11 protein-coding genes and 1 pseudogene are annotated in these 16352 nt (G+C 40.2%); 9 read left to right on the top strand and 3 right to left on the bottom strand.

The window, feature by feature from the left end; all coding sequences use genetic code 11:
• Positions 1-33: 33 nt before the first annotated feature.
• The 4 genes from BCU57_RS07705 to BCU57_RS07690 all read left to right on the top strand — a co-directional run bounded on the left by BCU57_RS07705 (position 34) and on the right by BCU57_RS07690 (position 5678).
• Positions 34-2385 carry a beta-galactosidase gene (locus BCU57_RS07705; RefSeq protein ID WP_102440668.1) on the top strand — a complete coding sequence of 784 codons (2352 nt, stop codon included), beginning with the start codon at positions 34-36 and terminating at the stop codon, positions 2383-2385.
• Positions 2386-2582: 197 nt separating this feature from the next.
• Entirely contained in the window at positions 2583-3773 is a 1191-nt protein-coding gene (locus BCU57_RS07700; protein ID WP_102440667.1) for a cytochrome P450, read from the top strand.
• A gap of 246 nt (positions 3774-4019) precedes the next feature.
• Positions 4020-4328 (top strand): 2Fe-2S iron-sulfur cluster-binding protein, encoded by a 309-nt coding sequence (locus tag BCU57_RS07695; RefSeq protein WP_102440666.1) that lies wholly within the window; start codon positions 4020-4022, stop codon positions 4326-4328.
• Positions 4329-4349: 21 nt separating this feature from the next.
• Complete coding sequence (locus BCU57_RS07690; protein ID WP_102440665.1) at positions 4350-5678, top strand: NAD(P)/FAD-dependent oxidoreductase; 1329 nt, start codon at positions 4350-4352, stop codon at positions 5676-5678.
• 35 nt (positions 5679-5713) lie between these two features.
• Here BCU57_RS07690 and BCU57_RS07685 read toward each other — a convergent pair whose 3' ends face one another.
• From BCU57_RS07685 to BCU57_RS07675, 3 genes are all read right to left on the bottom strand, one after another.
• Positions 5714-6565: a helix-turn-helix transcriptional regulator gene (locus BCU57_RS07685; protein ID WP_198589992.1), complete on the bottom strand. Its 852-nt coding sequence runs from the start codon at positions 6563-6565 to the stop codon at positions 5714-5716.
• 298 nt (positions 6566-6863) lie between these two features.
• Entirely contained in the window at positions 6864-7955 is a 1092-nt protein-coding gene (locus BCU57_RS07680) for a 6-bladed beta-propeller (protein ID WP_413211415.1), read from the bottom strand.
• A gap of 78 nt (positions 7956-8033) precedes the next feature.
• Positions 8034-8798, bottom strand: a complete 765-nt coding sequence (locus BCU57_RS07675) for a phytanoyl-CoA dioxygenase family protein (RefSeq protein ID WP_102440663.1) — start codon at positions 8796-8798, stop codon at positions 8034-8036.
• Between the two features lie 216 nt (positions 8799-9014).
• Here BCU57_RS07675 and BCU57_RS07670 point away from each other — a divergent pair, with 216 nt between their 5' ends.
• The 5 genes and pseudogenes from BCU57_RS07670 (at position 9015) to BCU57_RS07650 (ending at position 15938) form a co-directional block, all read left to right on the top strand.
• Complete coding sequence (locus BCU57_RS07670; protein WP_241903432.1) at positions 9015-9599, top strand: IclR family transcriptional regulator; 585 nt, start codon at positions 9015-9017, stop codon at positions 9597-9599.
• 457 nt (positions 9600-10056) lie between these two features.
• Positions 10057-11019: pseudogene (locus BCU57_RS07665) on the top strand (IS110 family transposase).
• 837 nt (positions 11020-11856) lie between these two features.
• The gene (locus tag BCU57_RS07660) at positions 11857-14328 is read left to right on the top strand and encodes an agarase (protein ID WP_241903431.1); all 2472 of its coding nucleotides are present in this window, start codon (positions 11857-11859) and stop codon (positions 14326-14328) included.
• A gap of 289 nt (positions 14329-14617) precedes the next feature.
• Entirely contained in the window at positions 14618-15334 is a 717-nt protein-coding gene (locus BCU57_RS07655) for an SLC13 family permease (RefSeq protein WP_133149344.1), read from the top strand.
• Positions 15261-15938, top strand: coding sequence for an AbgT family transporter (locus tag BCU57_RS07650; RefSeq protein WP_157936413.1), 678 nt, complete (start codon positions 15261-15263; stop codon positions 15936-15938). The genes BCU57_RS07655 and BCU57_RS07650 overlap by 74 nt, the downstream gene beginning before the upstream one ends.
• Positions 15939-16352 lie beyond the last annotated feature (414 nt).

The following is a 16352-nucleotide window of genomic DNA, read 5'->3' as shown; positions in this document are numbered from 1 at the left end:
ACTGTGTCATTAATCCATGACAAGGAGTGTAATATGAAACTGACTTGCGTTTATCCTAATGCCTTATTGCTGAGTGTATTAACACTGGCGGGGTGTCAGCCTGTCGCTTCACCTGAATCACAAAAAAACTCAACCGATAATTCAGCATCACCAATCGAATCCACTAGTTTAGTGAGTATTCAAACTACAAGTTTAATGACTTTAGTCGATTTCGCTTCTGCTGAGCAGCAAACTTGGCTACAAAGCAGCTCTGCAAAATTTCAGTTGGTAAAAAACCAACTACAAATTGGTTTTTTACCACAACATAATATTTCAACCGTCAGCATCAAACCAGAACAGCCATGGGACTTATCGTCACTAAGTCGATACAACTTGGCATTTGATGTCGTTAACCCTCAAGATAAATCAGTGCATTTTTATTTATCCGTTGAAAATCAGCAAGGTGAGTACCAAAGCCGCTCAATCAGTATTGCACCTCATTATAAGGGCACGGTATTTTTCCCGCTAGATGGTAGAGAAGCTGTTACTGAAGCTGGTTTTTGGGGCGATGCTATGCCTTGGAAAACCGACGATTCATTAATGGTTTGGCGTTCATGGCGTGCCGATAATGTAGACTTAACTCAAATTGCTGCCTTGAATTTTTTTACTATTGGCCTGTTAGAAAACCGCTCAATTGAAATTAAAGATATTCGCATAAGGGCGAATCCAGAGCCCGATCCGCAATGGCTTAATAATATTGTGGATCAATATGGTCAAAATGCCCTTATTGATTACCCGCTAAAAATCACCTCCGATGAGCAATTAGCACTGCAAACGGCCGAGGAGTTGGCTCAACTTAACGCATCAGCAGGTACGCCTAATCGTTCGATATATGGTGGATACACTAAAGGACCTAAGTTAAAAGCCACTGGTTTTTTTAGAACTGAAAAAGTCGACGGTAAGTGGTGGATGGTTGACCCACAAGGTTATGTGTTTTTCTCACATGGCCCCGCTAATGTGCGAATGGCCAATATGTCGACATTAACGGGGATTGATTATAAAGATGATGCTGTGCGTTATCGTGACCCGAATGAAACCACCCCTGAAGATTCAAGAGGCACTGTGCAAATTCCACAAGCCATAAAAGACAGTCGATATGTGGCGTCACCACTACGTCACAATATGTTTGAGTGGTTGCCGGAATATTCAGATCCCCTAGCTAAGCATTACAGCTACCGCCGTTCAACCCACAAAGGCGCAATGCCGTATGGTGAAACCTTTAGTTTTTATCAGGCGAATTTACAGCGTAAATACGGTAATCAACCTGACGGTGCATACTTAACCAAATGGCATGAAGTTACATTATCTCGGATGAAAGACTGGGGCTTTACTTCATTTGGTAACTGGGTAGACCCAGCTTTCTATAACGCTAAACAAGTGCCATATTTTGCTAATGGTTGGATTATTGGTGATTTCAAAACCCTATCTGGCACAGTAAATCATTGGGGCTTAATGCCAGATCCCTTTGACCCAGAGTTTGCCCGCCGCGCTAAGATAACTATTGATGAGATTTCAGGATCTGTAAAAGACTCGCCTTGGTGTGCCGGCCTTTTTATTGATAATGAAAAAAGCTGGGGTGAGCGAGAAGGCTCAATTGAAGCACGCTATGGGGTAATTTTAGATGCCTTGTCTAAAAGCGTAACTGAAAGCCCAGCTAAAAAAGCCTTTAGTGAATTTTTACAGCAAAAGTATGCCCAAGTTGAGCAGTTAAATACCGCATGGCAAACTAACTTTAGCGATTGGGACACACTCAACCAAGGCGTTACCTTTAACCAATACAGTGAACCACAAGTAGCTGATTTATCGCGTTTACTGGAGTTATTAGGTGAGCAATATTTTAAAGTGGTGCACAACACCCTAGCGGAGAAAATGCCTAATCATTTATATATGGGGGCCAGAATGGCGAATTGGGGCATGCCAGATGAAATTATTAAGGCTTCGCTGAAATATTCTGATGTACTGAGTTTCAATATTTATGAAGAAGGGATGCAACCTCACTTTTGGCAGTTTTTAGAGCAGGTTGATTTGCCGGTGGTCATTGGTGAGTTCCATATTGGCAGCACAGAGGGGTCAGGCCTGTTTAATCCAGGGATTGTGCATGCCAGTGGTCAACAGGATAGAGCCAATAAGTACAAAAACTACATGCAAAGCGTGTTAGACAAACCATATATGGTTGGCGCACATTGGTTTCAATATGTTGATGAACCGCTAACTGGGCGAGCCTTTGACGGCGAGAATGCCAATATTGGGTTTGTGACGGTGACAGATACGCCTTATCCGCAACTAATTGATGCGGTTAAAGAGGTGACTTCAACCATGTATCAGCAGAGGCTAGACACTAAATAACCTTTACCGATTGAAGTGATAGGGCTAATGGCTTGGTAGCATTAGCCCTTTTTTGTGGCTGACAAATACCCCTAAAGCCTCAAAATGACATCAAAGTGATATTTCTGCACCTAATATGTGTATTTTACAGCTAATTGCCACGCTAGGATGTTACTTCGTATTAACATTTTTTAAGTCTAGCCATAAAAAGGTATGCAATGACAGCCAAAATCAAAGGTATTAGCCTGTTTAACGATGCGTTTTCCGACAAGCGTTCAACATCGAGTTTGGGCAAGATGGACGATCAAAATGACCCGGTAAATATGATTTTAGGCTTAAAGGCACTACGAAAAGCGGCGCATGATAGTGCTACTTTTCAGTCTGGCGCAACCCCCGGGCGTATTGTTATTCCTTCAGAAGTCGCCATTAGACAAACTCGTCAAATTCCATTTGAACTTGACCCTCCTGAGCACAGTGGTTTTCGTGAATTACTTAACCCCTGGTTCAAACGTCCATTAGCTGCCGTTTATCAAGCCAAGTTACAGCAAATAATAGATCAAACAATTGCACAGGCTTTAGAAAAAGATTCAGTTGATATTGTGGCTGAATTCGCCTTACCGCTTCAATCTAAAGCATTGTCCTTATTGTTAAATACTTCAATAAATAAAGCGCAAACCTGGATTGATTGGGGAACACATGTATTTAGAAGTGAATCCAGTAACTTAGATGCAGATAAAGCCAATGTTTTATATAACTACATAGATGCTGAAATTGATAAAACAATGGCTAAGGCAAGACCCGATGATTCCGCCACAGAAGACCTCTATTCGGTACTGCTTAATGCGGAAGTTGATGGTAAAAAACTGACTAAGGAACAAGTCAAAGGTGTGATGATTTTAACCTTTGCTGGTGGTCGAGATACGGTGATTAATGCCATTACCAACACCATTGCTTACTTTAGTGAAAACATCAATGACTTACAGCGAATTGCTAACGAGCCAGACATTGTTAACCGAGCGGTTGAAGAGTTATTACGTTATTTTTCTCCGTTAACCCAAATGGGTCGTGTAGCAACTGAAGATACTACTGTTTGTGAACATGCCATTAAAGCCGATAGCCGAGTATCATTGTGCTGGGCTGCTGCAAATCGTGATGAAAAAGTATTCAGTAACCCTAATTCAGTCGACTTTGACCGCAAAGTGAACCCTCATGTGAGTTTTGGCTTTAGTCACCACAATTGTTTAGGGGCGACTCATGCAAGGCAAATTTTAAGGCAACTGGTGCTGACACTGGCAAATAAGGTGGCTGACATTAAAGTTGTTAGCGCTGATGAAAACATTGAACAGTTAGGCGAGTTTTCACGCAAAGTGGGCTTTAACCAGCTAGTGGTCAGTCTGTCAGCTAAATAACTAACCTGTGCTGCGGATAAGAGATTAGCTAACAGACTAATTTATTCAAGATTGAATTTAAATTACATTTCTAGAGAGATATTTTTGCTTAGAACAAGGCAAATTTTTGCGTCAATAGCGAGTCTATTGCTAACAAGTTTAACGCCGTTATCAGTAAAAGTAGCCTCTAGAAAGCAAGTTGTTATGCGCAGCTCAGGTTAACTAATAACGCAATAAAACTAAAACCAACAATAAAGGAATTACACAATGGCTAAAGTCATCTTTGTTACTCAAAACAACGGCTCGGTGGAAGTGGAAGGCGACAGCGGCTCTTTAATGGAGTTAGCGGTGGCAAATGGTGTTGCAGGTATTGATGGTGACTGTGGCGGAGTGTGTTCATGTGCTACCTGCCATATTTATGTAGACCCAGCCGACTTTGTCACAATTGGGTCTGCTGAAGAAGTGGAAGCTGATATGTTGGAATTAGATGACCAGGTGACTGAATACAGTCGTTTGTGTTGCCAAATTGAAGTATCTGAACAAATTGATGGAATGACTTTTGTTGTCGCTAACTAATATCAATTAAAGGGTTAAACCATGCAATTTCCAGCTGAAGAATTTCATTCTAACAATGGGGCAGTAGTGATTATTGGTGCCAGTCATGCAGGGGTTAATTTTGCATTTCATCTGCGCCAACAAGGGTGGGCTGGCTGCATAACTTTAATAGAACGTGATCCCGAGTTACCGTATCACAGGCCACCGTTATCTAAAAAAACGTTGCAATCAGCTGAGTTGAAGTCGACACCTTTGAAGGCTGAAAAAGCCTACAGCGATAACAATATTGATTTAAAACTTGGTTATGAGGTGACTACAGTAAATCAATCAGCCAAGCAGATTACTCTCAATGATGGTCAATGCATTCATTATAACAAATTAATGTTAGCGACTGGGTGTCGAGCCTTTATCCCGCCTATTTTAGGATTAGAAGTGATTGATCCCCTTAATAATCGCTCAATCTTTACTATGCGCACTTATGCTGATACGACAGCCATTAAGGCCGCACTGAATAACAGCAGCGAAAAGCAGGTGGTTATTATTGGTGGTGGTTATATTGGCCTTGAAAGCGCCGCATCCTTGATTGCAATGGGTGCCAAAGTGACTGTGATTGAAAAACAGCCGAAGATATTATCTCGAGTGACGTCAGCCGTGATGTCAGACTATTTAACTGAATTACATCTTAGTAAAGGTGTTGAATTACTGACAGATAAAGACGTTATTGAAGTTAAGCAACTCAGTCACCAATATCCTCACCAACCCCCTCACCAATACCAACATAAGCAAGTTGTGGTGTGCAGTGACGGCAGTGAATATTGTGCCGATTTTATTATTGTTGGTGTCGGCGTTAGGCTAAATACCCAATTAGCGCTTGAGGCAGGTGTTGACGTTGAGCAAGGCATTAAAGTGAATGAGGCTTGCCAAACATCTAATGAAGACATTTTTGCCATTGGTGATTGCACCCAGCAATTTAGCTCACTTTATCAAAGATGGATTCGGCTTGAGTCAGTTCAAAATGCCGTTGATCAAGCCAAGATTGCCGCGCAGTTTTTAACGGGGAAATTACCCCAAGGTGAGCCTGTTCAGCAAACAGTCCCTTGGTTCTGGTCAGATCAATATAACTGTAAATTACAAATTGTAGGCTTGTCTGAAGGCAATGATGAGCTCCTTGTGAAGCAAGAATCTGCCCAGCAGTTTTCGGTTTGGTATTTTAAAGCGGATAAGTTGCTTTGTGTTGAGGCCGTAAATTATGCCAAAGCTTATGTGTTAGGCACGCAGGCGATAAAGCAAAATCTATTAGTTGATAAGGCGGCATTGCAAAGTCGGGATGCGCTATCCAAAGAAACCCTGTTTTTAGCTGTCTCTAACTAACATTTACTCTGCTGATTAGTCGATACTGCAATCGATTAGCTGGTTAATTGTTTGCGGTATTGATGTGGGGTGATATTAAAATGCTGTTTGAATTGCTTGATGAAATACGACGAGCTTGAAAAGCCTAATTCATAAGAAATATCTGTTACTGATGTGGTCGTTTGGCTTAACAAACGGGCCGCATTATACAGTTTATGACGGATCATATAGTCGGAATAGGGCACTCTAAAGTGATTTTTAAACACTCTAGAAAAATAAGACGGCGATAGGTGACATTGTTTGGCTGCGTCTTCTAATGACAAATTTACACCCGTGGGTTGAGTTAATTTAGCCATTAATGGAGCGAGTTTTTGGTAACTGTTCGACACATTTAGCGGAGTTTGCTTGCTGGTTAAGCTACTTTTTCCATATTCGCACACTATGGTCACAAGACTATTGAACAACTGTTTACAGGTATGACTTTGGGGATTTTCATTAAATTCAGTCAATAACCAGCCTAGTAATTGATGGATTTTCTGTTGTACTTCTGTGGGAAATCGCAAATGCAAACCGGTTTTTAGTATCTCAGTACACTGACTTATCGATGGGGCATTGAGGCATTCAGGCATAAATTGGACTATATACCAAGATTTAGGGCGAGGATTTAGTTCGAAGTTATGGCTTTCCATTGACGGAGTAAATACCGCTTCATAGTCTGAAAGCTTACTCTCTCCTTGATGATAAAAATAGCTACCGTCAATGTGTTCAAAAAATATAAATTCGTGAACCTGATGAAAGTGCAAAAAGCATGAGTAGCTATCGTGTTGCAGATAACTGACGTAATGAATTTCAAAGTCATAACCGTCTTTTATGGAATAAGGTTCGCAGTAAATAGTAGGTTTTTTCATAGTCTTATGCTTATTGTTAACAATTATGAGTTTACATGTACAAGGCTAGAGCTGCAATTAAAGATGGAAAAAAGGACTTTGTGACAGTGTTACAGCGAATAAGCCAGCGCTGGTGGGTAAAGTAAAAACGGTCAGCTATTTTTAGACGTATTGTGTTAAATAAAGCATGACATGAAAGTTCGTCATTAGCTTTCTAGGTGAGCACAATAGAGGTTATAGGCAGTTAAATATTAAAAAGTCGGGTATCTTTGTTGCTAACTTAGAAGCCAATAACCAAATCTGTTGTATGTAGAGTAACTTACACTTTGATCAATTTTATTGGATAGCTTTGAGAGGCATTCCATTGGCCTACATACAAGTTGTCATCCTGATCGACACAAATGCAATGCACATGATTAAACACATCTTCTGTGCTTTGCATAGGTTGTAATTGGCCATTAATATATTCGGGCTGTGTTGCACCCAAATTAGCAATTAAAGTATTATTTTTGTCAAAAATGCTAATAAAGCCAGTATTGTCGGCATTATGTTCGTTTATATGGGACCAGCAAACAGGAGCGTAAAATAAACCCTCTTTGAATACTGGCCCGCCAATGTAGGCACCATTCGCATCTATTTTATCTATATACTTCCCATCAAGTGAAAACACTTTTAAGCATTGTTCAAACCGTGAGCTGACCATTAGGCATGGCTTTTGTTCATCGCGTAAGTCAATTTCGATGCCGTGGGTATTATGAAGGTTGTAATTGGGGTCGGTATTATCATGCCCTCCCCAATGATTGAGGTAACGACCTTGTTTGTCGTAATGCAATAAATAGTCACTGCCATAACCGTCAGTTATGTAAAGGTTCCCATTAGGTGCGATGGCAATGTCAGTAGGGCGAAATGGCTGCTCTGGTGTATAAACCCCGTAAGTTTGCGGATGGCCAATAGTATAAACTAGCTTGCCGTCTAAGGTCATTTTGGCCACAAAACCACTTTGGGGTATCACCTTATTAAATGGACTATCCTCTTTATCTATACTGTGGCCATCCCAATGTCGATTTACAATCCATCCACAATCAACAACATAAAGAAACTCTTGCTCGCCTTCTTGTACTATTTTTAAGGCGTGCCCACCAGGAAAACTGCTACCAAATGCATCAAGTAATTCACCTTGCTGACTATATACCAAGATATTATTGCTGGTGTTGTCAGTAATCATGAAAATACGCCCTTCAGCATCCATAGCAAATCCATGACAGTTTTCAATTGGGTACTTTTCAGGGTTAAGTTTTCCCCAATGTGCATCCACCTTGTATGTAAACTTACCGTGGCCAATAATTTTTCCGTGAGGGTCTTGTCCATTTAAGGGCAGGGCATGTTGAGTATGAGTCTGTTTAGCTGGCATGATTTTCTCTTATGATAAAACCGCTCAAATGATGCTTTAAACGGTTTGGGTTAATTTACCTGAAAGGCTAAAAATGGACTAACTGGTTTTCCAATTCAAAATGGCATCGTCTTCTACTCGGTTTAATGGATAGTAGACTGCTTCATTTTCAATAAACGGTTGATTACTGATGGCGTTGTACGCGCTAATCATGCTCCAGCGAGGTTCAGCTGAACGGTTTTGGTTCGATTTATGTAATAAATTACAGTGGAAAAATAATACATCCCCAGGTTCAAGTTCCACATTAACCAGCGGATGATATTTCATTGCTTCTTCAACAAACTCCATTGCCGCGCCTTTTTGATCGCCTGTTTTGTTATGATCTAAACGACCTAAATGATGAGAACCTTGTAAGACTTGTAAACAGCCGTTTTCTGGTGTGGCTTTATTTATGGCAATCATGCAACTAATGGCTTTTGGGTAAAGCATAAAGTTATCACGGTGCCAGTAGCCAAAATCTTGATGCCATTCCCAAGCTCCCCCAACAAAAGGCTCTTTCATCATGATTTTAGTGCTGGTGTGATAAACCTCTTCACCAATTAGCGTTTCGCACACATCAACCAAACGTCTACCTCGGGAAAACATACTGTAAAAATCATCACCAGTTTCTTGCCATAGGCAGACTTTACTCACTGTACCTTGAGAATCTTTTTTCTCCCAGGCTCGGGTGTAAAGGGATTCATCATTAAATGCTGCTTGCTGCAGTAGAGATACTTCATCATCATTGTAATAACGCTTTAATATGACAAACCCTTGTTGTTCAAACTCAGTAATTTGATCTTTTGTTAATGATAAATGAGTCATTACGCCTACCCCTATGTGTAAAGGTTATTTGTTTATTGTTAACAATAATCACTTGTTGTAGCAATAATTTCAACTAAAATTTATATAAAAATATAGAATTTATATATGAATGAACTGTTTTGAACTAAAGCTATGTTTTATCAAGATGTTTAATCAGGCTGAATTATTAGAATAATTTTTAATTTATATAAGAATATTTGAATAAAAGCAGCCGTAGTGAAAAATAAAAATAGCAAAATATATGCTGTCCCTGCGTTAGATAAAGGGCTGGATATACTCGAATTTTTGGTCGGTAATGCAGTGCCTTGCAGCCAAAGTGAGATTGCGGTGGGGGTTGGTCGTGGACCGAATGAAATTTATAGAGTGCTCGTTGGATTGGAGAAGCGAGGTTATGTCCAGCGCCACCCCACAACAGGACGATATGAATTATCGTTAAAGTTGTATCACCTTTCTAGAAACATTTCGCCCATTGATCGTGTTCGACAATCGGCGTTGCCGTATATGGAAGATCTAGCCGTGAGTAGTGGTCAGTCGTGTTATTTAAGCATGCTGTATCAAAGCCAAGCGATGGTAATTGTTTATGCTAGAAGCACCGGTGCCATTCACTTGAGTATTGCTGAAGGTGCAATGTTTCGCCTTAGCCAATCAACAGCGGGAAAATTACTATTAGCCAATAGTAATGCAGAAGTACAGACGATGTTAATGGAGCATGATCCGACATTTTGTCAGTTGGGGCCGTCTAACCGAAGTCATTTAACCACAGACTTAGAGGCTATTCGACAATCTGGTTTTATTGTGTAGCCAAATAGTTTATTGACTGGGGTAAAAGATTATTCAGCACTCATAGGCCAACCGAATGCAAAAGTGATTGCTGCTTTGAGTGTGTCAACTTTTATGGTGCAAGACAAAGGGGGTAATGGCAATCAAGACCTGCTTGAATCACTTTTTAAAACAGCCAGTCAAATTACCAAGTTAATTTCGGAATAAAACACAGCGGCAACATTGTAGACAATAAACAATATTGCCGTTGTGGTATTATCATATTATTATTTCACTAGGTTATAAGAGTTGCTGTTAGATAGCTGATAACGCTTTCTAAATTCTTATCTGTATTTCATGGATGATGGGATGGACGCTCCCTAATTCGGCGTCAATGCGCCAAACTGATGTTGATCATGCAGTTACATAAGGAGCGTCCAAAATGAAAGTTACCACTATTGCTATCGATCTTGCAAAAAATGTCTTTTAAGTACTTGGTATGACAACAGATGCCAAGAAAGTCTATAACAAACGCTTGAACAGAAAACAGCTAACAGAGCTGCTTTGCAACACACCAGCTTGCACTGTTGTCATGGAGGCATGTTACTCATCGCATTACTGGGGCGTACTGCTCAGCAATTTGGCCATGCAGCTAAATTAATACCAGCACAGCATGTCACTCCTTTTGTTCGCGGTAACAAAAATGACAGTAATGACGCTCTCGCTATTTTTGAGGCAAGCTCAAGGCCCAACATTCGCTATGTTCCTGTTAAGTCAGAGTCTCAGCAGGAGGTCATGATGATGCACCGAAGAAGGGAGCGTTTAATCAAACAGAGTATGGCTTGCACCAATCAAGCCCGAGGGTTACTAGTGGATTTTGGCATTGTTTTTCAACAAGGTTTTAGCGCATTTGAGTGCAACATGTGGGATATCATCAATGACGATGAGCAGAGGCCACAGCTAAGGTATCAAGTGAATCAAATTTATGATGAGTATCTTCAAGTTATTAAACAAATTAAAGAACTGAACAATTTAATTAAACAGCAAGTAGAGCAAACTGAAGCTGGACTAATACATGCTTAGCATGCCTGGTATTGGGCACATAATAGCCTCGGCCTTTGAGGCTTGCATCGATAAAGGGCAAGCTTTTACCCCCCCCCAAGAGCTTGCTGTATGGCTAGGTCTAACCCCAAGGCAATATGCCTCTGGCAACAAAAGTCGGCTATATGGCATAACTAAACGAGGTGATAGTTATTTACGAAAACAGTTAATCCATGGTGCAAGAGCGGTTGTCTGCCATGCAGATAAAAAAGATGATGCTCTCAATCTATGGGTCACCCAGCTAAAGGCAAGAGTAGGCTTTAACAAAGCGACTGTTGCCACAGCTCATAAGCTGGCTAGAGTCATGTGGGTGTTACTGAAAAAACAGATTCCTTATCAACCACAAAATGTAAAACCGTAGCGGTGACGCTATGAGAATAATGATGTTTGTAGTATCGACTATAAAGTTAAGCTCGTTCGTGACAAGGGCCGATACTGAGACCGAGTGGGTGTTGTGAGCGCTTGATAGTCACCCCTTAGCTAAGTTGTAAAATTGATGATAAAAGGCTCAGTTCATCCTGCATAAACCCGTCAGAGACAAGGGGTCATAACCCGACTGGGTGTTACATTTTTTTTGGGTGTGTAGGTACGGAATTCATCAGGAGCGTATCTCAACAGAGCATGTTAAGCCCGCCTCTTTTATAAACATAAGGTCAGCACTATCACTACAAAGATAGTATCGCTTAAAGCTAAAAATGAGTCAGTCAGTGAACAGCAAGCTAAGAGGTTTAAATGAGAAAATCTAAGGCTAAAAAAGCCTTAGCAGGGGGACTATTTCTTGACACTACGGAAGCGTCCATATATGTCAAAGTTAATTTTTATTTTTACCTTTTCAATTTAGCCCTTTCGATATGGATCCTTTCTCACTGATTGTTTCTTATTATTTTTTGTTCGTACTTCGTTCGTTTTAAAGTTGAAATAAAACCGATTTAACGAGTCACTTTGATTGATTACAAAACCTAGTCTACTGTTAATTGTTGACAATTGAAGTGTTTGTGTAGATGGTGTACTACACGATTTATTGATGCTTTTTAAATCACATCTAATTATTGAAGCGATATTAAGTACAAGTGTTTGTTGTGAGGTTATTCCTTTTTTACCATTTCGAATATATATATCATCTTGATTTGATGGAGTATTATGGAAGGTGAAACGAAATTGTACATAAATTGAAACTAACTTAAATGAAGGGGAAGTCATGAGTGAAGTTGTTGGAGAAAAAGTGAAAATTGAATTAAGTGCAGGTCTAAATGAAGTACTTAACAAGTTGCTAAGCAAAGGGGTTGTCGTCACTAGTTTAAGTATGGGGTTAGTCATAGGTTTAGTTTCGGGATGCTCTGATACTTCTGTGAATACAGCACAACTTGAAAATAGAGCTAAACCCATTACCACAGAGGCAGTGACCGAAGTCGTCAATTCAAAAGTAAACCAAGCATCAGTAGAACAAGGTTTGCCATTAATTGATTTTTCCAATCCGCAGTCGGCGAATCAACTCGTTGTGGTCAATGGTGAAACTTCTATCAAGAAAATTGATAATGAAACTGCACTCAAGATATCTCTTGCAACCAAACAACATCACACTGCTCAATTTAGTTTTGTACCCACTAAACCACTAGATTGGAGCAACGAGGGCGAGTTTGCTTTTGCGTTAGACTTCGTGAACCCTAAATCCAGTTCGATACACATATACGTGACGGCGAAGGATTCCAAAGGGCATGCCCATAATCGCAATTTTGTCATACCTGCTAATAGTGAGAACAGTTACTATATGGTGCTCAAAGATGCAGACTTAAATATTAAAAGTGGAATACGTTCTAATCCACAGCGCTGGGATATTGGTATGACACCAATGATATGGCGTCATGGCGTGAAAAGTATTGATCTTAAAAGTGTCGCAAAAATTGAGTTTACTGTTCGCGGTGTACCAGAAGACAAAACACTATTCGTAAAAAATCTAAGGTTAGTAAAGCCACTTAAATTTAAAACTGATTACTTAAGTCACTTAGTTGATAAGTTCGGGCAAAGTACCAAAATTGATTTTAACAATAAAGTGTCATCAGTTGCTCAGTTGCGTGAAATCTCTGCCGCAGAGCAAGCAAGTTTGTCACATGTTCCCCCAGAAGGGCGTTCAAAGTTTAACGGCTGGAAGGATGGGCCAAAGCTTGAGGCTACGGGTTATTTTAGAACTGAAAAGTATCAAGGGAAATGGTCTTTAGTTGACCCCGAAGGTTACTTGTTCTTCTCTAACGGTATTGCCAACATTCGTATGGCCAATACGTCGACCTTGACCGGTTATGATTTTGATAGTCAGTTCATTGTTCAAAGAGATCCTAACGATCACACGCCAGAAGATTCTATTGGACTTAATCGTGCCCCTAAGAAAGCATGGGCTTCACGCCATATTAGCTCTGATATTCGAGCCAATATGTTTAGTGATTTACCGAGTTATGAGGAACCAATGGGTTCTCATTTTGGTTATCGCCGTGAAGTTCATAGTGGCGCGGTTGAAAAAGGTGAAACTTATAGTTTTTATCAAGCAAACTTAGCTAGAAAATATGATTCAAATGATTTAGGTGAATATACCCAAAAGTGGCGTGATACCACAATTGATCGCATGTTGAGTTGGGGCTTTACCTCGTTTGGTAACTGGGTTGATGCAAGCTTTTATCAGTTAGATCGTATTCCTTATTTTGCGAACGGTTGGATTATCGGCGACTTTAAAACGGTGAGTAGTGGCAATGATTATTGGAGCCCTATGCCAGATCCATTTGATCCATTATTTAAAGAAAGGGCTTTAGCCACAGCAAAACAAATTGCCGATGAAGTTCAAAATAACCCATGGTGTGTTGGGGTATTTATTGATAATGAGAAAAGCTGGGGTAAAGAAGGCCCTGTGAAAAGGCATTATGGTATTGTCATTAACACGTTAAGCCTTACTGCCAGTGATAGTCCAACAAAAGCGGCATTTGTAAAAGTACTTAAAGCGAAATACTCGTCAGTTGATGCACTAAATAACAAATGGCAAACACAGATAGCGAGTTGGGATGCTTTAGAAAAAGGCGTTGAACTTACCGACTTTAATGATGCCGTGGTTGCTGATTTATCGATACTTCTAGAACATTATGGTGAACAGTATTTCTCGATTGTAAAAAATGCAGTTAAAACCTATTTACCGAATCATTTGTATCTAGGGGTCAGATTTACCGACTGGGGAATGAGCCCTGAAATACGCGCTGCTGCGGCAAGGCATGCTGATGTAATGAGTTATAACTATTACAAAGAATCCGTTAATGACAGCTTTTGGTCCTTCCTTGAAGATATCGATATGCCGAGTATTATTGGGGAATTTCATAATGGTGCATTAGATTCAGGTCTATTAAACCCTGGATTGATCCATGCATCATCTCAACAAGATCGCGGTGATAAATATCAGCAATACGTTTATAGCGTGATAGATAATCCCTATTTTGTAGGTACACATTGGTTTCAATATATTGATTCCCCGTTAACGGGCCGAGCGTACGATGGTGAAAACTACAATGTGGGCTTTGTGAGTGTGACCGATATTCCATATAAACCTTTGGTCGATGCTGCTAAGCAAGTTAATGGTGACATCTATACGAGACGTTTTGGAAAAGTTAAAAGCAATGTATCTATAAATGGTAAGTAACCTTATTACCTTTCGTAAGCTTTCAGTTGTGAATAAAGTGGCAAGAAATTAAGTAAGGGTGTCACAGTTAATTCTTTGGCTGTCCAGCGGTTCCTGCTTAACAACCCGTCACTATCAACCGAGCGACATGATTAGTGTTGATGGTTATAGAATATTACCAACGGTCAAAGTCGTTAAATAGTCAGTTACAAATAAGCACAAAAAATAGCACCTGAATGCGCTTATGCCATTCAGGTGTTTTTTTGTTTTTACTTTTTAGCCGAAATTACCGGGTCAGCCCGAGCAAACAATCAATAACCTGTTATCTGAACAAGGACTTAGAGATTGGTTAGGCGGCTCAATTAAGGCATTTATCAGCTTTCCACCTTTAGGCATTATTATTATTGCCATGATAGGCATTGGCATTGCTGATGCGTCAGGTTTGATTGGCTATGCGGTTCAACGGGTAATAAAACATGCAGGAACTTGGCAATTAACCAGTACTATTTTATTACTGGGCGTGCTGTCAAATATCGTTGGCTCGGTTGGCTATATTGTACTGGTTCCCTTGGCATGCCGAGCTTATTTAGCCGCAGGACGTTCACCCTTAGCTGGACTTGCCACTGCCTTTGCTGGTGTCGCAGGGGGCACTCACGCGACTTTTTTCATTACGACTTATGATATTGTTATTGCGGGTATTAGCACTTCAGCGTTAAATTTAATCCACCCAAAATTAAGCGTTAGTCCATTGGCTAACTACTACTTTTTATCTGCCAGTGTTTTACTCTTAGTGGCTGTGGGTACGCTAGTTTCAATCAAAATTGTAGAGCCTAGACTCAGTCTGAGTGAGCAAGTTAATGCTGACAATATAGCGGTCAAACCCAGTAAAGAAAATGACCGGGCATTAAAGGCTGCAGCTAGCTTGTTTGTTGCTAGCATTGGCCTTATTCTATTTGCCACCTTATCTGAATCTGGTTGGTTTAGCCCCTGCAGATCCAGCACAATTAGCAAGAAGCGAAGTCATTAAAGGCTTACCTATACTGGTCTCATTTGTTTTTGGTATAAGTGGTTTGGCGTTTGGCTTAGTCTCTGGCAAGTTTCGTCGCGAACAAGACATTATCAAAGCATGTGAACAAAGTTTAAGCCAACTCGGCTTATTTTTGTTGATCATGTTCTTTGCATCTCAACTAATTTTTACCTTTCAACTGAGTAATTTAGCGGGTTTGCTGGCTGTGAACTTAAGCGATATGTTGGCTTACTTTTCTATTGAAGGGCCATTACTGGTGGTAACATTGGTGCTATTCAGTGCCGTGCTCAATATCTTTATGGGCTCACCAGTGGTGCAGTGGAGTGTTATGGCGCCGGTATTTGTGCCAACCTTATTGCTTGCAGGTTTACCAATAGAACTGATTCAAGTTGCATTTCGTATCGGGGATTCAGTCACCAATATCATTTCGCCCTTGTTTGGTTATTTAGGCTTAATACTGGCCACCGCTCAGCAATATCATGGTAGTGCCAAATTAGGGACGCTGGTTTCGATGATGCTGCCTTTTAGCATCGCTTTTCTGATTATGTGGACCAGTTTACTGCTTTTTTGGGTGTATATATTAGATTGGCCATTGGGGATTTAAGCTCAGTTACTAGCACTAGCACTAGCATGAGCATGAGCAGTTAGCTCATGCTCGCAGTCTGAAGTGATATAACCCAGGTTGAATTAAACCTTATATTTCATTATTTTGCGGGTTAATTTTGACATGCTAATCGCACATTTTTCAAAAAAATGAGCATAACTGTACTTGGTTTAACGTTAACTAAGCCTGTGTGATTTAAACTGTTAAAAATACCATCGACTCAATATTAATCACTTACCAATATTGAATATGATGTCAGCTTACTCTTCTTACTGTTCTTACTCTTTTTATTAGCATTACTTTATTTGCCTTACTTCAATAGATGCTTTAATAGCGCGGCTTGCTGCTGAGCCAATTGCTGACTCTGGCTCATAGCGAATTAAACTATGCTATGTTTATTAGTGCCTATATGGG

The sequence above is a fragment of the Shewanella sp. 10N.286.48.B5 genome (assembly GCF_002874355.2).
GTDB lineage: Bacteria > Pseudomonadota > Gammaproteobacteria > Enterobacterales > Shewanellaceae > Shewanella.
This window is presented reverse-complemented; position numbering and strand designations above follow the sequence as displayed.